The following is an 18,705-nucleotide window of genomic DNA, read 5'->3' as shown; positions in this document are numbered from 1 at the left end:
AAATAAAAAAGATTTTTAGTAGGCAAAGCCTCTAAAATTCTTTTTTATGATATTTAATTAAACTAAATCAAATAAGTTTTGACCAACTTTAACTTGATCCTGCGCTTTATTAATTACTGTTTGTAAGGTAGAACTATGCGTTGCACAAATGATGATATGTGTATCAATTTGTTCTTTACTAAATTGATCTAAATTTAATTCAAATAAGTCTTGACCTGCTTTTAGCTGGCTATTAACTTGCGCTAATAAATTAATTCCAATTCCATTTAATTTATAACTATCTTGACCTAAGATTATAATAACTTCAATTCCACATTTAGTAGCAAATAAGAATTGGTTTTTGCTTGCTGGTAAATTACTGATGCTGCCATCAAACGGCGCTTTAAGAACTATTTTACCGGAAGTTTGACTTAATTTAATTGCTAGCCCTTGGCCAACTAATCCTTCTGAAAAAATACCGTTTTTAAGCTCGTTTAAAGCAACGATTTGTCCATCTACTGGGCTTAAAACATTTAAAGTATTTAAAGTGTGTTTTTTAGTGTTTTTTACCTCATTATTTGCACTAACTAAATTATTAGGATTAGCTATTTGACTAGCTAATTTTTGTGCGTATTTTCTAACTTCAAAATTAAGTTCTTCAACTACATCACCAAACTCGGCTTGAACATGTTTTGTATCTTGAAAAATAGTTACTTTACTTGCTCCTAAGGTTTTTAATGTTTCACTTTGCACAAGTGAAACATCCTTTAAGTCATATCTTAATTCTGAAACGGAATTACTAAAAGCATTAATATTGTGAATTCCTCCAAAAGCTTCAACAATTTGAATTACTTTGGCAGGAACTTCTTGGTTGCAAACACATCCAAAGAATGGTTTGCAAATACATGTATTGTTTTGATTTGACATTGCTATGCTCCTCTAAAATTATCTTTTAAAATATGTAAGTATTTTACCAAATTATTACTGTTTTTTAAAAGAAAATTATCATTATCTTATTCTTGAATAATCATGTATAATAATAAGATAATGATAACAAATTACAAATATAAAAATAGTCTCACTTGAGACAGAAATTTATTTTGGGGTATTATTTTCATTGGCTTTGCATTAGGAATGTTAGTTTTTAGCGGACTATTATCATTCTTTATGAAAATCATTGTAAATAATAATGGAAACCAATTAATTTTATTTACATCTGTTGGATCGCTTGGAATCTTTGTGATTTCAATGGTCCAATGGTTTATGTCAACTAAACGCTCGCAGGTTTGGAATTGGCTTAGACTTGCTTTAAGCATTGTATTTTGAGCAATGTTATTTAGCGGATTATTCCACTTGTTATTACTTAAAGAAGTAGCTAACTTTAGTCCTAGTTCATTAGTCTTAATTATGCTTGCACCTGTTCTAATAATGGCTCTTGCTGCAGTTTTATCATTTTTTGATATTGCAGTGCATAAATTATCAATAGTAATGGGGATGTTATTTGTTGCTTTTTTAATCATGGCAGTTATTTCGATTTTTGCCTACCGTGCATACTTTTGAGTTTTACTAATTCAAGGAGCGATCTTTACAATTAATAGTATCTTTGCCTTTAGACAAATTCGCCAAGCTGAATTATTTGCTAATAACAAAGTAGTATTTCATGCCATCTTTTGAACTACTGAATTATTAAATAACTACTTCCACTTATTATACGTCGTAGTACGTTTATTATTAATTCGTTCAAGGGATTAGAAAAACCTGGGATTCCCCAGGTTTTTAACTATATTTTAAAGAAAATGAAAACCAGCATAATGATGAATGCTGGTTTAATTATTATTTATTGAATTTGTATTATTATGTGTTGTGATATAAAAATAAAAATAAAAACAAAAAAATTAATTAAAAAACTTTAAAGGAGATCATGAAATTAAAACATTCTAATCTTTAGTCGAGATAAAAAAATGATTAATAATTATAATAACATGCTCTATGATTAAACAAATTCAATGTTACAAGTTGGAATTTCCTCTACTACAATGATTTCCAAAATGATATAGATATATAAAAATATAAAAAATAAAAATTAAAAAAGTGGTGCACGAAGAGGGACTTGAACCCTCATACCCGAAAGTACTAGAGCCTAAATCTAGCGTGTCTGCCAATTTCACCATTCGTGCAAAATATAAAACATGTAAATTTGGTGCCGTCTATAGGACTCGAACCTACGACCTACTGATTACAAGTCAGTTGCTCTACCAACTGAGCTAAGACGGCATGGTGGAAGATAAGGGACTCGAACCCATGACATTCGCCTTGTAAGGGCGACGCTCTCCCAGCTGAGCTAATCTTCCATAAATGGCAGTCTGTACGGGGATCGAACCCGTGCGTGCATGGATGAAAACCATGTGTGTTAACCGCTTCACCAACAGACCATATAATGGCGCCGATTATTGGGATTGAACCAACGACCAACTGGTTAACAGCCAGCTGCTCTACCGCTGAGCTAAATCGGCACTCTTTGCTTGTTTGCTAGAATATTATAGCACAAATTTTAAATAACAAAAATATTTTTATAATTTTTTAAATGTTTTTTGGAAAAGTCGTTTGCGAGTTATTAACAAAATAATTATGGTTTAATTTTATCATAATTTTTTACTTAAAAAAGATATGGAAAAATAGAAAACACATAGTGTTTTCTCGTTTGTTTTGCTTACTTTTTCAAAAAGTAAGGCACCCTTAATTGCAATTAAGGGCGGGGGGGGATTAAAAATATTTTGGTTTGCTTTGGTATTTTTTAACAACTTGGCGGTATTCATTAATCTTGTTCATCATATAGTCAATTTCAGCTTGTGTGTAATTGTCAAGACTTTTACCTTTAGGAATGTAATACCTAATCAAGCGGTGCATATTTTCAATTGTCCCTTTTTGCCATGAACTATAAGGCTGACATCTAAACAACCGTTCTTTTGGAATAAGTTCGTGCAGTAATGTGTTTTCCTTGCAATTGTCAACAGTTAAGGTTTTAATGTCTAAATTATGCGTTTTGATAAGCTTTTTAACAGCTTGTTTTACGGGCTTGGCCCCTCTTTTGCACAACATAGCATATGCCAGGCGTGATTTTCTTTCAATAAGTGTTACCATAAAAAATTTATCATCAATTTTACCAATCACAGTGTCTAATTCATAATGTCCATATTCACTACGGTCATTAATAAAATCTGGTCGCTGAGAGATATCAGTAGCATTTTTTAATTTTCCGGGTTTAGTTGTTTGCTTTTTCTTACGTTTGCCATATTTTCCGATTGATTTTTTAATAATGTGGTCAAATTCAAGGAAAAAAGGGTGTTTTTCAATCATTTTATAAACTGTACTAACTGAAGGAATAAACTTATCGGGTGAGATATTTCTAAAAGAATTAACCAAATATGTAACTGATTTCTTTACTTCTTTTAGTTGCAGGTTTTTCTTATTTTTATATTTGTTGTATTTATCAAGTTCTTCATTTCAATATTGTTTGTAAGGGATTCATTTAGCTTTTAATTTATCATTTGCAAAGAACATTCTTGAATATTTATAGCCTACTAAATGATCATATATTTTTTTAAAATTAAGTACTCTAACTCTTTTAATTCGTTTGGAACAAAATTGGCAAACAAAGCGATTTGCTCTAGTTAGATCCTTTGCTTTTCTAAGCGTTATACATTCGATCTTAGATTTTATTGTTCTAACATCTTTTTTAAAAATTTTGGCTACTTCTTGGATTGAGAAGCCTTCTTTAAATTCTTGTAATATATCATAAAGCGTTAGAAGATCTATTTGATTTTTTGGAAGTTTTCGTTCTATTTTTTGGAAAAGTCACTTGCGAGATATTAACAAAATAATTGCGTTTTAATTTTAACATAAATTTTACATAAAAAATGTATGCGAAAACAGAAAACACGGCAGTGTTTTCTCGTTGGTTTTGCTTACTTTTGCCAAAAGTAAGGCCCCTTTGATTGCAATCAAAGGCGGGGGATTAAAAAAATTTTAGGTTATCTTATATTGCCGGACAACTTGCCGATAGTTATTTATTTTATCCATCATATAATCAATTTCTTGCTGAGAGTATTTATCTAGACTTTTTCCTTTGGGAATGTAATACCTAATTAAGCGGTGCATATTTTCTATTGAACCTTTTTGTCATGAACTATATGGTTGGCATTTAAATAATCTTTCAGTTGGAATTACCTGGTGTAATAAGACATTTTCACTACCATTATCAACAGTTAAAGTTTTAATGTCTAAGTTATGTTTCTTGATTAGTTTGATAAGAGTTTGTTTGATAGCTTTGGAGTTGCGTTTTGAGAGCATAGCATAAGACATTCTGGTTTGCCGTTCAATTATGGTCACAATACAATAGGTATCATTGATTTTACCAATAACGGTGTCTAATTCAAAATGGCCGTGTTCAGAGCGATCATTAATATAAGATGGACGTTTCGAAATTTCTGTTGCATATTTTAATGTTTTAGGTTTGGTTTGCTTTTGCTTCCTTATGCCATATTTTCCTTCAGATTTTTTAACAATATGGTCAAAATCAAGGAAATAAGGGTATTTTTTAATTATTTTATAAATTGTACTAGGCGAAGGAGCAAATTCATCAGGGGATAATTTTTTAAAAGAATTCACAAGATAGGTAACTGATTTCTTAACTTCTTTTTGCTGCAAATTCTTTTTGTTTCTATTTTTATTGTATGTATTAAGCTCACTATACCAATACTTTCTGTAGGCCTTTCATTTCTCTTTAATTGCATCACTTACAAAAAAGAGTCGCGAAAATGAATAACCTAATAAATGTTCGTATAGCTTGGTAAAATTAAGGGTTTTAACCCGCATTACTCTTTTTGAACACTTAGCACAAACATAGCGATTTTGTTTATCTAAACTAAGTGGTCTGCGATTTGTAATAATTTGGATTTTACTTTTTATACTTCGAATGTCTCTATCAAAAATCTTGGCTACTTCTTGGATTGAGAAGCCTTCAGAAAGTTCTTGTAAAATATTATAAAGTTGCTCTAGATCGATTTGGTTTGTTCGTAATTTTCGATGCGACTCAAGAGCTCCTTGCATTTTCAAAATAGTATTATGATTCTCTTCGATTTTAAAGTGTTGATATTTATTTTCTTTTCGATATTTGTCAAAAACACAAATATATTTTTCTAAATTTTTCATATAATTTTAAGGTCTCCTTTATTTTTTGAAAAATTATCAATACAACTATTTTATTACAAGGCAGACAAAAACAATGTCACATGCAAAAAACTTGCATGTGACATTTCCAATTAATAGAAGTTTTCGTTCAAGTCTAAGGTCAATCTCTTTGTTTTTAATAGTGTCGTAATTTTCTTCGATTTCAAAATGTTGGCATTTATTTTCTTTGCGATATTTATCAAAAACGGATATATATTTTCCGAAGTTTTTCATTATAATATTAAAGTGTCCTTTCGTATTTTCATATAATTATTTTATTACAGGACACGCAAAAACAAAGTCCTATGCATAAAAACTTGCATAGGACTTTTCTAATTTATAGCTTTTAATAACATAAATGGCTAAATTAAGATTGCAGTAATCTCAGAAATTAAAAAAGGTCCAAAGTGGCGGCTATCTAATGAATTAGCTAAATTATCACCTAAAGCAAAAAATTTGTTTTGGCTTAGTGTAATATTAAGATTATTAAATGATGAATTATTTAATTTTAAGAAAAATTTACCATTCAAAAATAGTTCATCATTTTTAATTAAGATATTATCACCAGGCAAGCCAATGACCCTTTTAATTAATAATTGCGATTTAAAATTAATAATTGCGATATCATTATAGGTAATTTGGTTAGAGCGTTTTGCTAATTTAATTTGATTATTCGATAAAGTGGGCTCCATGGATTGCCCATCGATTTTCACAATAGTATAAAATTGAAAAAAGATTATTAAGGCAATTAAACATATAATTATGATAAAAAAGAATCAAAATACTCAAGATCTTAATAACTTTTTAAGGTTAATCTTTGTTAACATCATAGCTTATCTTAATAATTTATGGGTTGCTTTTTTATATTGTGAATATGACATTATTCCAAAGACAATTAAAGCTGCCAGTGATAAAAATAATCATGAACTACTAAAGTTAATAAAATTATTTAGTAAATCTGCTTCTAAAGCATTAAGACCCGTAATTGCATTAATAGCGATATTAATTAATGGTAAGGTAATTATTAAACCAAGAACTAATGTTAAGATTAAAATAACTAAGACATGAATTGAATTATAAAAAATAATTCAATTTGGTTTTGCTCCCAGGGTTTTTAAAATACCAATACTTTTGCGTTTTGAATCAGCCAGTGATTTTAAATATGAGACTAAAAAACTTATAAACAATACTATAAAAACCACAAAGAGTCCAAAAGTAATTAATTGTGTTAATTTGGAATTTTGTAATAATTGAAAGATTGTGGAACTTGGTCCATTGATTATTGAATATTTAGTTGATAAATTATTTAAATATTCAATATTATAAGCATCTGACCCAAGGTCAGTTTTGAAAAAGACATTTAAAATTTCATTATTATTTTTTAAATATTCTGAAATTAAGTTTTCATGGTATCTAAATTCTAGTTCTTTAGAATCATATATACCAACAATTTTTAAAGCAAGCATTGCTCTAGTTGCAAGCCTTGCTAAAATAGTTTCATTAAGTTGAAAATTAAAGTTTTCTTTAGCAGCATCTAAAAGAGCATTAGAAACTATGATTTCATAATATTTGGTTGGCTTTGTACCTTGGATCAATTCAACATTTATATCTTGAATTGTTTGCGTTGGGTGAAAACTTGCTCCTATGAAAAAATCATCATTAGTGCTTTGGAGTTTTGAAATATCTGAGAAGAGTTTTTTATGTTTTTGATAAACATTAAAGGTTTGAGTTTGTGAATCTTTTAACAGGTCTTGGTGAACTCAAAAGTCAACTTGGTTTTGATATTCTGGAGTTGTAAATTGTCCAACTATTTTGACTTGGTAATTTATTGCTTTTAAATCTTCAGTTAAAGAGATTGATTCATTATTAGTATTTAAATAAGGTTGCAATGAAATTGTTTGATTTAATGGATTTACTAAACCCAGTTTTTTGGCAAATTTTTGATTAATAACTATTTCATTTTTATTTTGGATAAATCTCCCAGTTGCTTCACTAAGCGTTTTAAATCTTTGAACAAAAAAATCATGATTATTAACTTCAAAATATTGATGGCTGATTGTGGAATTATTGTTATTTTTGAATTCAAAATTTCCACTAGTATGAGCTTTATTAAAAACATATTTAACATTTTTATCATTTTTTAATTCATCTATTTCTTGTGGTGCAAAATAATTTGAACTTTTGTGTCTAATAGTTACTAAATCTAAATTATTACCAGAAACAAAACTTTGTGAAAATCGCGTTGTTCCAATATTGAGGTTATATGAAATTAAGGTTGAAAATAAAGCTAAAATAAATGTTGTTATAATTAAAATAACTTGCCAAGTTTTAGTTTTTAAATCATTTTTAATAAATTTAGAGGCAATTCAAAATTTATTAAAAAATGTCTTTTTTTCTAAAGTGTGTGAAAGATTAGTGTTATTGGTAATTTCAAAAGATTCGCTGACCTCTTTTTCAACTACTAATTTAGAATCTTGAATTCTTACAATTTGATCTGCATATTCTTTAACTAATTCATAGTTGTGACTAACTACAACGATTGTTTTAGTTTTAGATAATTCTTTTAAAGTGTCAAAGATAATTTTTGAATTATCTGAATCTAAATTCCCAGTTGGTTCATCTAGTAAGATAAAATCTGATTCACGATTTAAAGCTCTTAAAAGAGCAACGCGTTGCTTTTCTCCTCCTGAAATTTGTTTAACATCACTTTTTAAATTTTCCGGGGTTATATTGATTATCTTTGCTTGTTTAACCAAATTTTCTTGATTAAGTTTTAAACCTAAAACCCCATTTCCAACTTGAATATTTTCAAGAACACTTAAATTTTCAAATAAATTAAAATCCTGAAAGACTAAGTCAATTTTGGGGTTTTGAATTTCTTGCATGTTTGCATCATAATATTGGATTAATCCGCTATGCGGTTTAAATATTTTAGCAATATTGTGCAATAGCGTAGTTTTTCCAATACCAGAAGGGCCAATAATGGCCGTTATTTTATTGTGAGGAATTTCTAAATTAGCATCATTAAGTAAAACTCTTTGATCTTTTGTACCAACTAAAGTTGTTAAGTTATTAATTTTTATCATAACCCTCCAAGATGTTTAAAATTTGTTTTGAGTAAAAATAGCCAATGATATTGATATGTTCGTAATTTGCTAAATATAATTTAATTCATTTTATAATTTGGTCTTTATCTATTTTTATATCTGAAGGTATATTGTCAAAACCTTCAGATAAATATAGATAAATTCCATAAATTGATCAATGATTAGTCCAGATCTTTGGATTATTTTTAATTAACTTATTTATTTTGGTATTTAAAGCATTAATATGAGACCTTTTTACCTCGTTACTTAAATTATCAAAAAATAAGTACTCTATTGCATCATGTATTTCGGTATAATCTTTGAAAATTAATTGTTTTTGCTCATTAATGTGATATAGGTGATTATAAGATACAGGAGCATTTTTATTATCTGAGTTTAATAATAAAGAGTGAGCTTTGAAAGTGTCAATGACAGAAATTGGATTAACTAAAAAGAAGTTTAATTCTGTTACTAATGAATGTACAGTTGGTAATTCTGGCAAGATTGACAAAATCTCTTCTTTTTTATGGTTAAATATATTAATATCATAATTTTTATAAAAAATTAAGTATCAATATATTTCGCTAGCGTATTGTTCTTTTATTCCAATTTTACTGCTAACCCTTAGGTATATTTCGTTATAAGTTTGGTCAATTGCTTCTTTGAGTAGTTGAAGATTAATTTTAGGATTTTTGTGATCTTTAAACATTAAGTAAAATTGTGTTAAATATTGAATACTATTTTTTGTATCTTTATATGAGATTATTTCAAGATCAACATCTTTATAATAATCATCATTAACTTTTGTATTAAATTCCTCGTTTTTAAACACAAAATCATTACCAAAATGTAAGCGCAAGAGATTTATATAATAAATTCAAAAACTTCCAACTTTGATTAGATTTGTTGTTCAATTTGCCAATATATGTTCTAAATATTTTGATTCTTTGATATCAAAATATTTTTTTAATACATGGTACATTAAAATTTTATGTTGTGTTTCAAAAACAATTGGTTTAGTTAATTTCAGGAAATAATTATTATCGACATCTTGATATCATTTTAATAATTGATCTTTTTTAGATAAAAATACTTCTTTTGCATCATTAAAAGGTAAAATGTCAATGAATTTAATTATCTCAGCTCCGTCGATAACTTCAATGCGAACACTATATTGATCTGGGTTTTGATCTAAAGGATAGTTAAATGTAGTATTATTAAGCAAATAATAGGCCATTGGCGTTAAATCAAAATAGTCTCCAAGGTTAAAGCCAAAAGTTCGATAAGCTTCATTTATATCGCGTATTATGTTTGCACTATAAAAGTATATTTCTTTTTCAGTTCTTGCGTTAGATGTAGTTAAATTCAAGATTTTACGATCATTATCTCAAAATTGTTGCAGGTATTCATTAATAGTTGTGATGTCTGCTAGATCAAATGATAATAAAAATTTAGCATAATGACCAAGTTCAATTAGTTGAATATTTGAGAAAGTTGGAATTGTTTTTACCCTTTTTTTAATGATATCAAGCATTTTTTGATTATTGGTAACTTTGTAGTATAAACTATGATCCATTACCACGTTGTAGTTGAAAAAAATAGATGAATCATAAGTATAAGATATTTGTTTTTCCCCATCTGGATAAACTGCATCTATTAATTTTTTACTCAAATTGTTTTCTAATTCATTATTAATATTATGGTTTTGTAATTTTAAATCATTTTTTTGGTATTTTATATATCTGTTTTTAATAATATTTTCGTTTATAAATGGAGCAATAACATTCACTAAAATTGTTCCAAATGAAAAAAATCCAAAAAAAATAAACCATGCTATGATAATTTTCTTTCGTTTATTAAACATGTTTATTTTATTTTAACCAACTTGGCTTTAGAAGAAATATGATGCTATTTGGTTTTATTGCAGGACTTGATCTAAATGAAAATGAAGTTGATTTTGCCCTATATCTTGCATTTAGTGCCTGTGAAAAACTTCACAATGTCCAAATTCAAGCTCTATTTGTTGATTGTGTCGCTAGTTCAGGTGCTTTTTGTGTTCACAATGTTTCAGATATTGATTTACCAGAAATATTAGTAGAAGACCCGAAACTAAAGGAAGGTTCAGAAGATATACCAAACTCAAGGGTAGGAGTACCGATACCGCTTAGACTACTGGTTAATGTTTGTTCAAGGCCATCAATCACAAACTTATTACCATTTAAAAATTCAATATAACTTTGGGCTTTTGAACTTCAATCTACATAGTCTTGTCTAAAAATATTTGTTTTATAAGTTTGGTATTGGTAACTAAGTTTTGCACGGGCATAGGCCTTTATTTTTGAGCGAGTATTCCCATCTCCATATACATCATGGTAAGTTAGTCAAATATCTTCATTTATTTCTTGATATCCCTCACCATCGTATCACTTGAAGGGATGATGCCATAATCATGATAAAGGCGCGTATGAACCATACGGAAAATATGTTGAATATTCAAAATCTACTAGGCTCAAAGATTGGGCTTTTTTTGTATTTGTGTATACAATAGTTCCAACAGCTCCAGCAGTAGTTACTAGAGCAGTGCTAACAAATAATAAATTTTTATTTATTTTCATATAATCTCCTTTTTTTAATAAAAGATATTATTTTAATAATTAAGTATATATTGGTTAAAATGGTTTATTTCTTATTTAAATTATACTATATATATATATATATTAAAACGAGATTTTTAATTTTTTTATATACTATACAAAAACCAACCACTTTAGTTATATAAGTGGTTGGTTTATCTTTATTATCATATTTTTACGCGTTTTGCTGGTTCAACATACATTCCATCACCGGGTTGGATCTTATAGTGATTACTAAAATCATCATTATTGGCTAAAATAACATTAGCCCTTACTTCAGTTGGTGAGTGTACATCAGTTTCTAACTGGCGCTTTGCTGCCCCTTCTTTATAAATTGAACGCCAAATAGTTGCTCAAGAAACAAAGAATTCTTCAAGTGAAAAATCTGGTTCTAATTTAGCTGATTCTAAAGCGCAGCTAAAGCCTCCTAAGTCAGCAATATTTTCAGATACTGTCAATTTACCATTAACTTTACCATATTGAGTTTGCCTACCATCAAATAATTCAATAGCAGCTTTAGCTCTTTCTTGGAATTGTGCTAAATCTTCCTTTGTTCATCAATTATTTAAAGCTCCAGTTTCATCAAATTGTGAACCATTATTATCAAAACCATGTGAAATCTCGTGTGCAATAACTGCACCAATTCCACCAAAGTTAGCTGATGAAGAGCGATCTATGCTGTAAAAAGGTCAAGCTAAAATAGCAGCAGGGAAAACAATTTGGTTTTTTAAAGGGCTATAGTATGCATTAATGGTTGCTGGTGACATACCTCAATATCTACGGTCTTCTTGTTTTAAGTAAAATGATAATTTATATTCTGTTATTAACCTTGTAAAGTTTTGGACATTTTCAAAGATATTGCCACCATCTTGATAAGTTTTAACTTTAAATTGACTGTAGTATGGTTGGATAACTTCTGGATATCCAACCATTACTTCAATGGCATCTAGTTTCACAATTGCTTTTTTAATAGTTGTTTTTGAAAGTCAGGTGTTAGCTAATAATCTTTGTTTATAAACATTAATCATGCTTTGAACCATTTTTTCAACATCTTCTTTTGCATTTTTACCAAAGAATGTATTTGCATAATACATTCCTAAAGGCATCCCAAAAAAGGCATTAGTTTTATCATATGCAAAATCTTCGAGGCTGCGAGCTTTATCAATTGAATATAAGGCTTTTTTGAATGTTGAGGCTTGATTTCTAATTTCTTCAGTTAAATCATTTGTGACACTTAGTAAATTAAAAATAAACATATGGGCTTTAAATTTAGCAAAGTTATCTTGGCTATAAATTTTGTCAAAATTTTCAAAGAATTTAACGTTAATAATTGAAGCACTTGTAACTTCTTGTTTGAAAATTGCATCGATAACTTTAAAAAGATCATATTGTTTTGAATAATCCTGAATTTGGTTTCTTTGTTGTAAATTATAAAGGGCTACAAAATCAGCTTGCTCAACTGATGAAAGTAAGTAATCTTTATAAAATAAATCAAATTCAACCGCTTGATTAATTAAAGAAGTTGCTTCTATATCTGATTTACCATAACTAGTTAAGAGTTTGAAAACCATTTGTTTTCAAACTTCAATTAATTTATTTGCTTCATCTTGATTTTGATATGTTTCTTTTGATGGTAAGATTGTTCTGGAAGGGTTTGATAATCATAAAATACGTTTTTTATTATCAATGAAATCTTCAAAGATATCAATATCAAAAGGTAAGTTATGGTATGAAATTCAAAACTCACGATCTTGATCAAAAAGATCATGAAATGATGTTAATTGTTCAATTTTAGATAAATAATTTCTAACTGGATTTCACCCTAATTCATCACGTTTTTTTATATCTAAAATCATGCTATAAAATTTTAGATATTCATGCATTGCTGGATCTTTAGGTAAAGTCAAATTATCTTGGTGCCATTGGTTAATTTGTCCTTTTAATAATTCTTCTAATTTAATATCCATTTCAACAAAGGATCCAATTGATGAACGATCTGCTGGAATTTGTGTTGTTTGTAACCAATCATGGTTAATATGTTTAAAAAAGTTATCTTTTAAATTTGGTTTCATATTTCTCCTATTTCTTTGAGTCAATATTTGTTTTTAAAATTGACAAGAAGGCTTCTTGTGGCACATCAATGCTACCAAGTTTTTTCATTCGTTTTTTACCTTCTTTTTGTTTTTTAAGTAGTTTTTGCCTTCTTGTGACATCACCACCGTATAATTTAGCAGTAACGTCTTTGCGAAAGGCTTTAATTGTTTCTCTAGCAATAATTTTACCACCAATAGTAGCTTGGACTGGTACTTCAAAGTTTTGACGCGGAATTGCATTTTTTAGTTTTTGACATAATTCCCTTGCATTTTCATATGCATTATCACGGTGTGTAATCATTGAAAATGCATCAACTTTATCTCCATTAAGTAAAATATCTACTTTTACTAAATCACTTTCTCTGTATCCGATTCATCCATATTCAAAGCTAGCATATCCCTTAGTTGTAGACTTTAAACGATCAAAGAAGTCAAAGATCGTTTCGGCTAGGGGTAATTCATAAAGAACTGAGCTGCGGCGCGAATCAATCATTTCTAATGATTTATAAATTCCCCGCTTATTTTGGCATAGTTCCATAACGTTCCCGATATATTCATTAGGAATAAAAATATGTGCTTCAACGTATGGTTCTTCAATTTTATCAATAAAAGTTCGATCTGGCAATAAAGTTGGGTTTGCAATCATTTCAACTTGTCCATTAGTCATAGTTACTTTATATTCAACACTAGGACTTGTGGCAATGATTCCAACTTTATATTCACGGTCAAGACGTTCTTGTAAAATTTCCATGTGTAATAAACCTAAGAATCCAACTCTGAATCCAAAACCTAAGGCTTTGGAGGTCTCTTGTTCTCAAGTAATTGATGAATCACTTAAAGAAATTTTTTCTAAACTCTCTTTAAGTTGTGAATAGTCCCTGGTATCAACTGGATAAAACCCAGTGAAGACAACTGGTTTCATTTTTTTATATCCTGGCAATGCCTGGTTTGTTGGATTTTCAATATGGGTGATTGTGTCTCCAACATTAACTTCCTTTGCATCCCTGATAGCTGCTGATACTCACCCTACTTCACCTGCACTTAAAAAATCTTTCTTAGTTTCATAAGGATTTCTCACCCCCAGTTCAATTACATGGTATGAATTATTTTGGTCAGTGCGTGACATAAATTTAAATTTATCACCAGTTTTTAAAGTTCCATCGAAGATTCTTACAAGCATGACTACTCCCCGATAAGGGTCAAAATAACTGTCAAAAATCAAAGCTTTTAATGGTTTATGATCATCAGCTAAAACAGGGCTTGGAATATGTTTAACAATTGCTTCAAGCAAATTATCTACTCCTAAACCTGTTTTAGCTGAAACTAATACTGCATTTTCAGTTGATATACCAATTACATCTTCAATTTCTTGTTTTACTTCATCCACATTTGCGCTAGGCAAGTCAATTTTGTTAATTACTGGAATAATTTCTAGGTTATTTTCTAAAGCCAGATAAACATTTGCCAAAGTTTGAGCTTCAATACCTTGCGTTGCATCAACAATCAATAATGCACCTTCGCTTGCTGCTAATGAACGAGATACTTCATAAGTAAAATCGACATGTCCTGGTGTATCAATTAAATGAAAAACATAATCTTTATACTTAATTTGTACTGCATTTAATTTAATGGTAATGCCGCGCTCTTTTTCTAAGTCCATTGAATCTAAAAATTGATCTGTTAAATTGCGATCACTAACTGTTTTAGTTAATTCTAAAATACGATCTGCTAAAGTGCTTTTTCCATGATCGATATGTGCTATGATTGAGAAATTTTTAATTTTCGATTTATCCATAATTAATTTATATTATATTATAAAAATAAGCTTTTATTAACAATGCGATAAAAGTAATTTTTATTTTTAATTTAAATCTTATAGTCTATAATATAAACATGACACAAACCTATCAAGTATTTAGCCATAAAAAACAAAACGCAATTTTAGCCTTAGGTATTTTTGTTTTGCTTGTTTCGGCTTTCTTAATTGCATTTAATGCATTAGTTTCGACATTTGATGGAATACCAATTCATCCAAAGTATTGAGAGTTTAAAACTGTTTTTGGACCTTGATATCATTTATTATATTTTACAAATTTATCAAACCTATTTTTAGGGGTTATGATTATTTGAATTGGACTAAAACCAACATGTAAAATAGTTAAAAACTTATTCTTTGTTTCGGTGATTTGCATTAGTATTACTTTTGCTGTTTATTGAGCCTTAATTTCATGAGTGCAAGTTTGAAATTTTTCACTAAATAATTTTACAAGTGTAATTACACATGGAGTTAATCCCTTAATGGGATTTATCGTGCTATTTTGAGCTCGTAGAGAAGTTAAAATTAATAAACCTGTTTTATTAATTTCATCAAGTATTGTATTTGTATACTTTATATTCGCACTATTAGTATACTTAGTAACAGGTGCTCAGTATGAATTTAAAAATGGAGCAATCATTTACTCATTTATGCATTTTTATCGTCCGTTCTTTATATCAACAACTAAATTATGATTAATTATTCTTTTAGATCTTTTAATCTTTGTGATGGGTATTTTAATTCCAATTGTCTTTGCTTTCTTTTGAAAGGCAATTTATGGAATTAAATTACAACTAAGAAAAGAATCTAAATAAAGATCTATCATAAAACCCTCCAATAGGAGGGTTTTTGTTATTTAATTACTTTTGCATATTTTTTATTATATTTATGTGAGATAAATCAAACTAAATATCCAAAGATCATTGTGGCTACGTATGAGATTAGTGGCAAGAAGTTTTCAAATGAAGTTTTATTTTCAATAATAAACGATATTTGTGATCCAACTAATGTAAATAAAATGGCAATCATTCCAATAATGTAAATAATTTGTTCTCAAACTGGAATTTTTTCTTGTTTTTTTAATGATCATAATCACACGGTGAAAATCGTTAATAAATATTGAATTAAGTATGAAATATTTGCAGCATTTAAGATTTTGCCAAATGTATTATTAACACCTGCAAGTGTTGGAATAATGCTAAAAATAACAGATGATAAAGTTCCTACTATTGCATAAACAATAATGGCATTTTGATATTCATTATGTTTATTAGTTTTTGCTCATGCACTCGGGAAATATCCATCATTAGCTAAAGCTGCAATCATTCTTGCTTTTGGTTGCACACCCCCCATCGTTGCAGAAATACGGTTAAAGAATAAACCAACTGCAAAGATGGTTGTACCAGTTGCTCCTCACACTACTTTATAAGCGATATCTAAACCAAACCCTGAACCTAAATTACTTCTTGATAAACCTAAGAAAATAAAGTAAAAGATAAAGTATGCGACAAAGACAATTAAGAAAATAAAAAGCATTATTTTCTTAAAGCGCTTGGTCTCGATATCTTTTGATATAGTTGCTAGTGATTCAAAACCACCATAGGCATAAATAAAGCTTAAAACTCCACCAGCAAAGGCGCTTAAACTAAAGGGTCCAAGTTCACGTAAAGTTGAACCATATGAATTACTTTGTGCAATTAAGTAGATAATTAATCCAAATCCTAAAATAAGAGTAATTCATTTAAAAATAGCTGTAATAAAAATAAAATTTTTAGATAGTTTATAACCAAAAGTACCAAGTAATACAAATAAGATATAAACTACAACTGAAATAATCGTATAAACTATTTTATTATTTGGATCAAATTGTTCTAATAATCTTGCAAAAAATAATGGTGTAGTAGCTGCAAATAAGATAATTTGACTTGCTTGGTTTCAACCTTGGAAAAAAGTCATTTGTTTGCCAAAAGTCTTTTTTGCATATAAATATGAACCACCAATTTCCTTTTGGTACTTTTCACCAGCACGAGAAAAGGCAAAGATTACAGCTACAATAATGATTGATGTTAAGATAAAAATCAAAATTCCTCAAACACCTTGGTTTATTAAGCTTGAAATTGTAGCAATAAATCCAAATCCAACAATATAATTAAGAGCATATAAAATAAAATTAACTTCTGAAAGTGAATTTTTCTTTGTTTGACTCAATTAAACCTCCTATATATAAATCTTTGGTTAATTATATATTAATTTTTTAAATTTGTAGTAAAAAATAAACATTATTTATTTAATTTTCAAAAAAATGCCCCTTTTTATAATATTTGTGGGTAATAATAAATCCAGAGAAATTAGGTTATAAAATTTAAATCATTTTTTTAAAAAAACATTTTGGAATTTTATAATTTATATTATAATTAAATCAATGCTTACCTAGGTAAGAGTGTATATTTCAGTAATATACTTCTTGAGCTATAATAAATGCTCCTTTCCCATAATAATATCTTTCCCTCTAATTTAAATTAGAGGGATTTTTTTATTAATTGGAAATGTCACATGCAAGTTTTTTGCATGTGACATTGTTTTTGCCTGCCTTGTAATAAAATAGTTGTATTAATAATTTTTCAAAAAATAAAGGAGACCTTAAAATTATATGAAAAATTTAGAAAAATATATTTGTGTTTTTGACAAATATCGAAAAGAAAATAAATATCAACATTTTAAAATTGAAGAGAATTACAACACTATCTTGAAAATGCAAGGAGCTCTTGGGACACAACGAAAATTACGATCAGATCAAATCGATCTAGAACAACTTTATAATATTTTACAAGAACTTTCTGAAGGCTTCTCAATCCAAGAAGTAGCCAAGATATTTGATAGAGACATTCGAAGTATAAAAAGTAAAATCCAAATTATTACAAATCGCAGACCACTTAGTTTAGATAAACAAAATCGTTATGTTTGTCCTAAGTGTTCAAAAAGAGTAATGCGGGTTAAAACCCTTAATTTTACCAAGCTATACGAACATTTATTAGGCTATTCATTTTCACGACTCTTTTTTGTAAGTGATGCAATTAAAGAGAAATGAAAGGCCTACAGAAAATATTGGTATAGTGAGCTTAATACATACAATAAAAATAGAAATAAAAAGAATTTGCAGCAAAAAGAAGTTAAGAAATCAGTTACCTATCTTGTGAATTCTTTTAAAAAATTATCCCATGATGAATTTGCTCCTTCACCTAGTACAATTTATAAAATAATTAAAAAAACCCTTATTTCCTTGAATTTGACCATATTGTTAAAAAATCTGAAGGCAAATATGGCATAAGGAAGAAGAAGCAAACCAAACCTAAAACATTAAAATATGCTACAGAAATTTCGAAACGTCCAGCTTATATTAATGATCGCTCTGAACACGGCCATTTTGAATTAGACACCGTTATTGGTAAAATCAATGATACATATTGTATTGTGACGATAATTGAACGGCAAACCAGAATGTCTTATGCTATGCTCTCAAAACGTAACTCCACAGCTATAAAACAAACTCTTGTCAAACTAATCAAGAAACATAACTTAGACATTAAAACTTTAACTGTTGATAATGGTAGTGAAAATGTCTTATTGCACCAGGTAATTCCAACTGAAAGATTATTTAAATGCCAACCATATAGTTCATGACAAAAAGGTTCAATAGAAAATATGCACCGCTTAATTAGGTATTACATTCCCAAAGGAAAAAGCTTAGATAAATACTCTCAGCAAGAAATTGATTATATGATGGAAAAAATAAATAACTATCGACAAGTTGTCCGGAAATATAAGATAATCTAAAATTTTTTTAATCCCCCGCCTTTGATTGCAATCAA

General features: G+C 28.5%; 15 protein-coding genes and 5 tRNA genes. 4 read left to right on the top strand and 16 right to left on the bottom strand.

All coding sequences use genetic code 4. The features are described 5' to 3' along the window. Window positions 1-57: 57 nt before the first annotated feature. Window positions 58-906 carry a PTS glucose transporter subunit IIA gene (locus AC0B4N_RS03865; protein ID WP_465102525.1) on the bottom strand — a complete coding sequence of 283 codons (849 nt, stop codon included), beginning with the start codon at window positions 904-906 and terminating at the stop codon, window positions 58-60. Window positions 907-1,026: 120 nt separating this feature from the next. On the opposite strand from AC0B4N_RS03865, the gene AC0B4N_RS03860 reads away from it, so the two are divergent. Further along, window positions 1,027-1,731 carry a hypothetical protein gene (locus AC0B4N_RS03860; RefSeq protein ID WP_465102524.1) on the top strand — a complete coding sequence of 235 codons (705 nt, stop codon included), beginning with the start codon at window positions 1,027-1,029 and terminating at the stop codon, window positions 1,729-1,731. Window positions 1,732-2,071: 340 nt separating this feature from the next. Here the strand turns inward: AC0B4N_RS03860 and AC0B4N_RS03855 are convergent. The 14 genes from AC0B4N_RS03855 to lepA form a co-directional block, all read right to left on the bottom strand. Beyond that, a tRNA-Leu gene (locus AC0B4N_RS03855) sits at window positions 2,072-2,156 on the bottom strand. Between the two features lie 21 nt (window positions 2,157-2,177). Next, a tRNA-Thr gene (locus AC0B4N_RS03850) sits at window positions 2,178-2,253 on the bottom strand. A 1-nt stretch (window position 2,254) separates the two neighbouring features. Beyond that, window positions 2,255-2,330, bottom strand: a tRNA-Val gene (locus tag AC0B4N_RS03845). Between the two features lie 5 nt (window positions 2,331-2,335). Next, window positions 2,336-2,411, bottom strand: a tRNA-Glu gene (locus AC0B4N_RS03840). 6 nt (window positions 2,412-2,417) lie between these two features. Further along, window positions 2,418-2,492: transfer RNA gene (locus AC0B4N_RS03835), tRNA-Asn, on the bottom strand. Between the two features lie 250 nt (window positions 2,493-2,742). Continuing rightward, window positions 2,743-3,855, bottom strand: a complete 1,113-nt coding sequence (locus tag AC0B4N_RS03830) for an IS30 family transposase (RefSeq protein WP_465102523.1) — start codon at window positions 3,853-3,855, stop codon at window positions 2,743-2,745. Between the two features lie 150 nt (window positions 3,856-4,005). After that, a complete protein-coding gene (locus AC0B4N_RS03825) occupies window positions 4,006-5,190 on the bottom strand; it encodes an IS30 family transposase (protein ID WP_465102103.1) in 1,185 nt (394 codons plus the stop codon). 45 nt (window positions 5,191-5,235) lie between these two features. Beyond that, on the bottom strand, window positions 5,236-5,442 hold the full coding sequence (locus AC0B4N_RS03820; protein ID WP_465102522.1) for a hypothetical protein: 207 nt from the start codon (window positions 5,440-5,442) through the stop codon (window positions 5,236-5,238). 128 nt (window positions 5,443-5,570) lie between these two features. Further along, complete coding sequence (lepB, locus tag AC0B4N_RS03815; protein WP_465102521.1) at window positions 5,571-6,038, bottom strand: signal peptidase I; 468 nt, start codon at window positions 6,036-6,038, stop codon at window positions 5,571-5,573. 3 nt (window positions 6,039-6,041) lie between these two features. After that, window positions 6,042-8,294, bottom strand: coding sequence for an ATP-binding cassette domain-containing protein (locus tag AC0B4N_RS03810; RefSeq protein ID WP_465102520.1), 2,253 nt, complete (start codon window positions 8,292-8,294; stop codon window positions 6,042-6,044). Further along, on the bottom strand, window positions 8,281-10,158 hold the full coding sequence (locus AC0B4N_RS03805; RefSeq protein WP_465102519.1) for a hypothetical protein: 1,878 nt from the start codon (window positions 10,156-10,158) through the stop codon (window positions 8,281-8,283). The genes AC0B4N_RS03810 and AC0B4N_RS03805 overlap by 14 nt, the downstream gene beginning before the upstream one ends. A 7-nt stretch (window positions 10,159-10,165) precedes the next feature. Further along, the gene (locus AC0B4N_RS03800; protein WP_465102518.1) at window positions 10,166-10,909 is read right to left on the bottom strand and encodes a hypothetical protein; all 744 of its coding nucleotides are present in this window, start codon (window positions 10,907-10,909) and stop codon (window positions 10,166-10,168) included. 182 nt (window positions 10,910-11,091) lie between these two features. Next, complete coding sequence (locus AC0B4N_RS03795; RefSeq protein WP_465102517.1) at window positions 11,092-12,999, bottom strand: M13 family metallopeptidase; 1,908 nt, start codon at window positions 12,997-12,999, stop codon at window positions 11,092-11,094. Window positions 13,000-13,006: 7 nt separating this feature from the next. Further along, the gene (gene lepA / locus AC0B4N_RS03790; RefSeq protein ID WP_465102516.1) at window positions 13,007-14,815 is read right to left on the bottom strand and encodes a translation elongation factor 4; all 1,809 of its coding nucleotides are present in this window, start codon (window positions 14,813-14,815) and stop codon (window positions 13,007-13,009) included. Between the two features lie 98 nt (window positions 14,816-14,913). Here lepA and AC0B4N_RS03785 point away from each other — a divergent pair, with 98 nt between their 5' ends. Beyond that, window positions 14,914-15,651 carry an MAGa3780 family membrane protein gene (locus tag AC0B4N_RS03785; protein WP_465102515.1) on the top strand — a complete coding sequence of 246 codons (738 nt, stop codon included), beginning with the start codon at window positions 14,914-14,916 and terminating at the stop codon, window positions 15,649-15,651. 37 nt (window positions 15,652-15,688) lie between these two features. Here AC0B4N_RS03785 and AC0B4N_RS03780 read toward each other — a convergent pair whose 3' ends face one another. Beyond that, window positions 15,689-17,044: an APC family permease gene (locus AC0B4N_RS03780; protein ID WP_465102514.1), complete on the bottom strand. Its 1,356-nt coding sequence runs from the start codon at window positions 17,042-17,044 to the stop codon at window positions 15,689-15,691. Between the two features lie 442 nt (window positions 17,045-17,486). Here AC0B4N_RS03780 and AC0B4N_RS03775 point away from each other — a divergent pair, with 442 nt between their 5' ends. Together AC0B4N_RS03775 and AC0B4N_RS03770 are read left to right on the top strand one after the other, a co-directional pair. Beyond that, the gene (locus AC0B4N_RS03775; protein ID WP_465102513.1) at window positions 17,487-18,164 is read left to right on the top strand and encodes a hypothetical protein; all 678 of its coding nucleotides are present in this window, start codon (window positions 17,487-17,489) and stop codon (window positions 18,162-18,164) included. Continuing rightward, window positions 18,131-18,670 carry an IS30 family transposase gene (locus AC0B4N_RS03770; protein WP_465102567.1) on the top strand — a complete coding sequence of 180 codons (540 nt, stop codon included), beginning with the start codon at window positions 18,131-18,133 and terminating at the stop codon, window positions 18,668-18,670. The genes AC0B4N_RS03775 and AC0B4N_RS03770 overlap by 34 nt, the downstream gene beginning before the upstream one ends. Window positions 18,671-18,705: the final 35 nt, after the last annotated feature.

The sequence above is a fragment of the Mycoplasma sp. 13536 genome (assembly GCF_055523495.1).
This window is presented reverse-complemented; position numbering and strand designations above follow the sequence as displayed.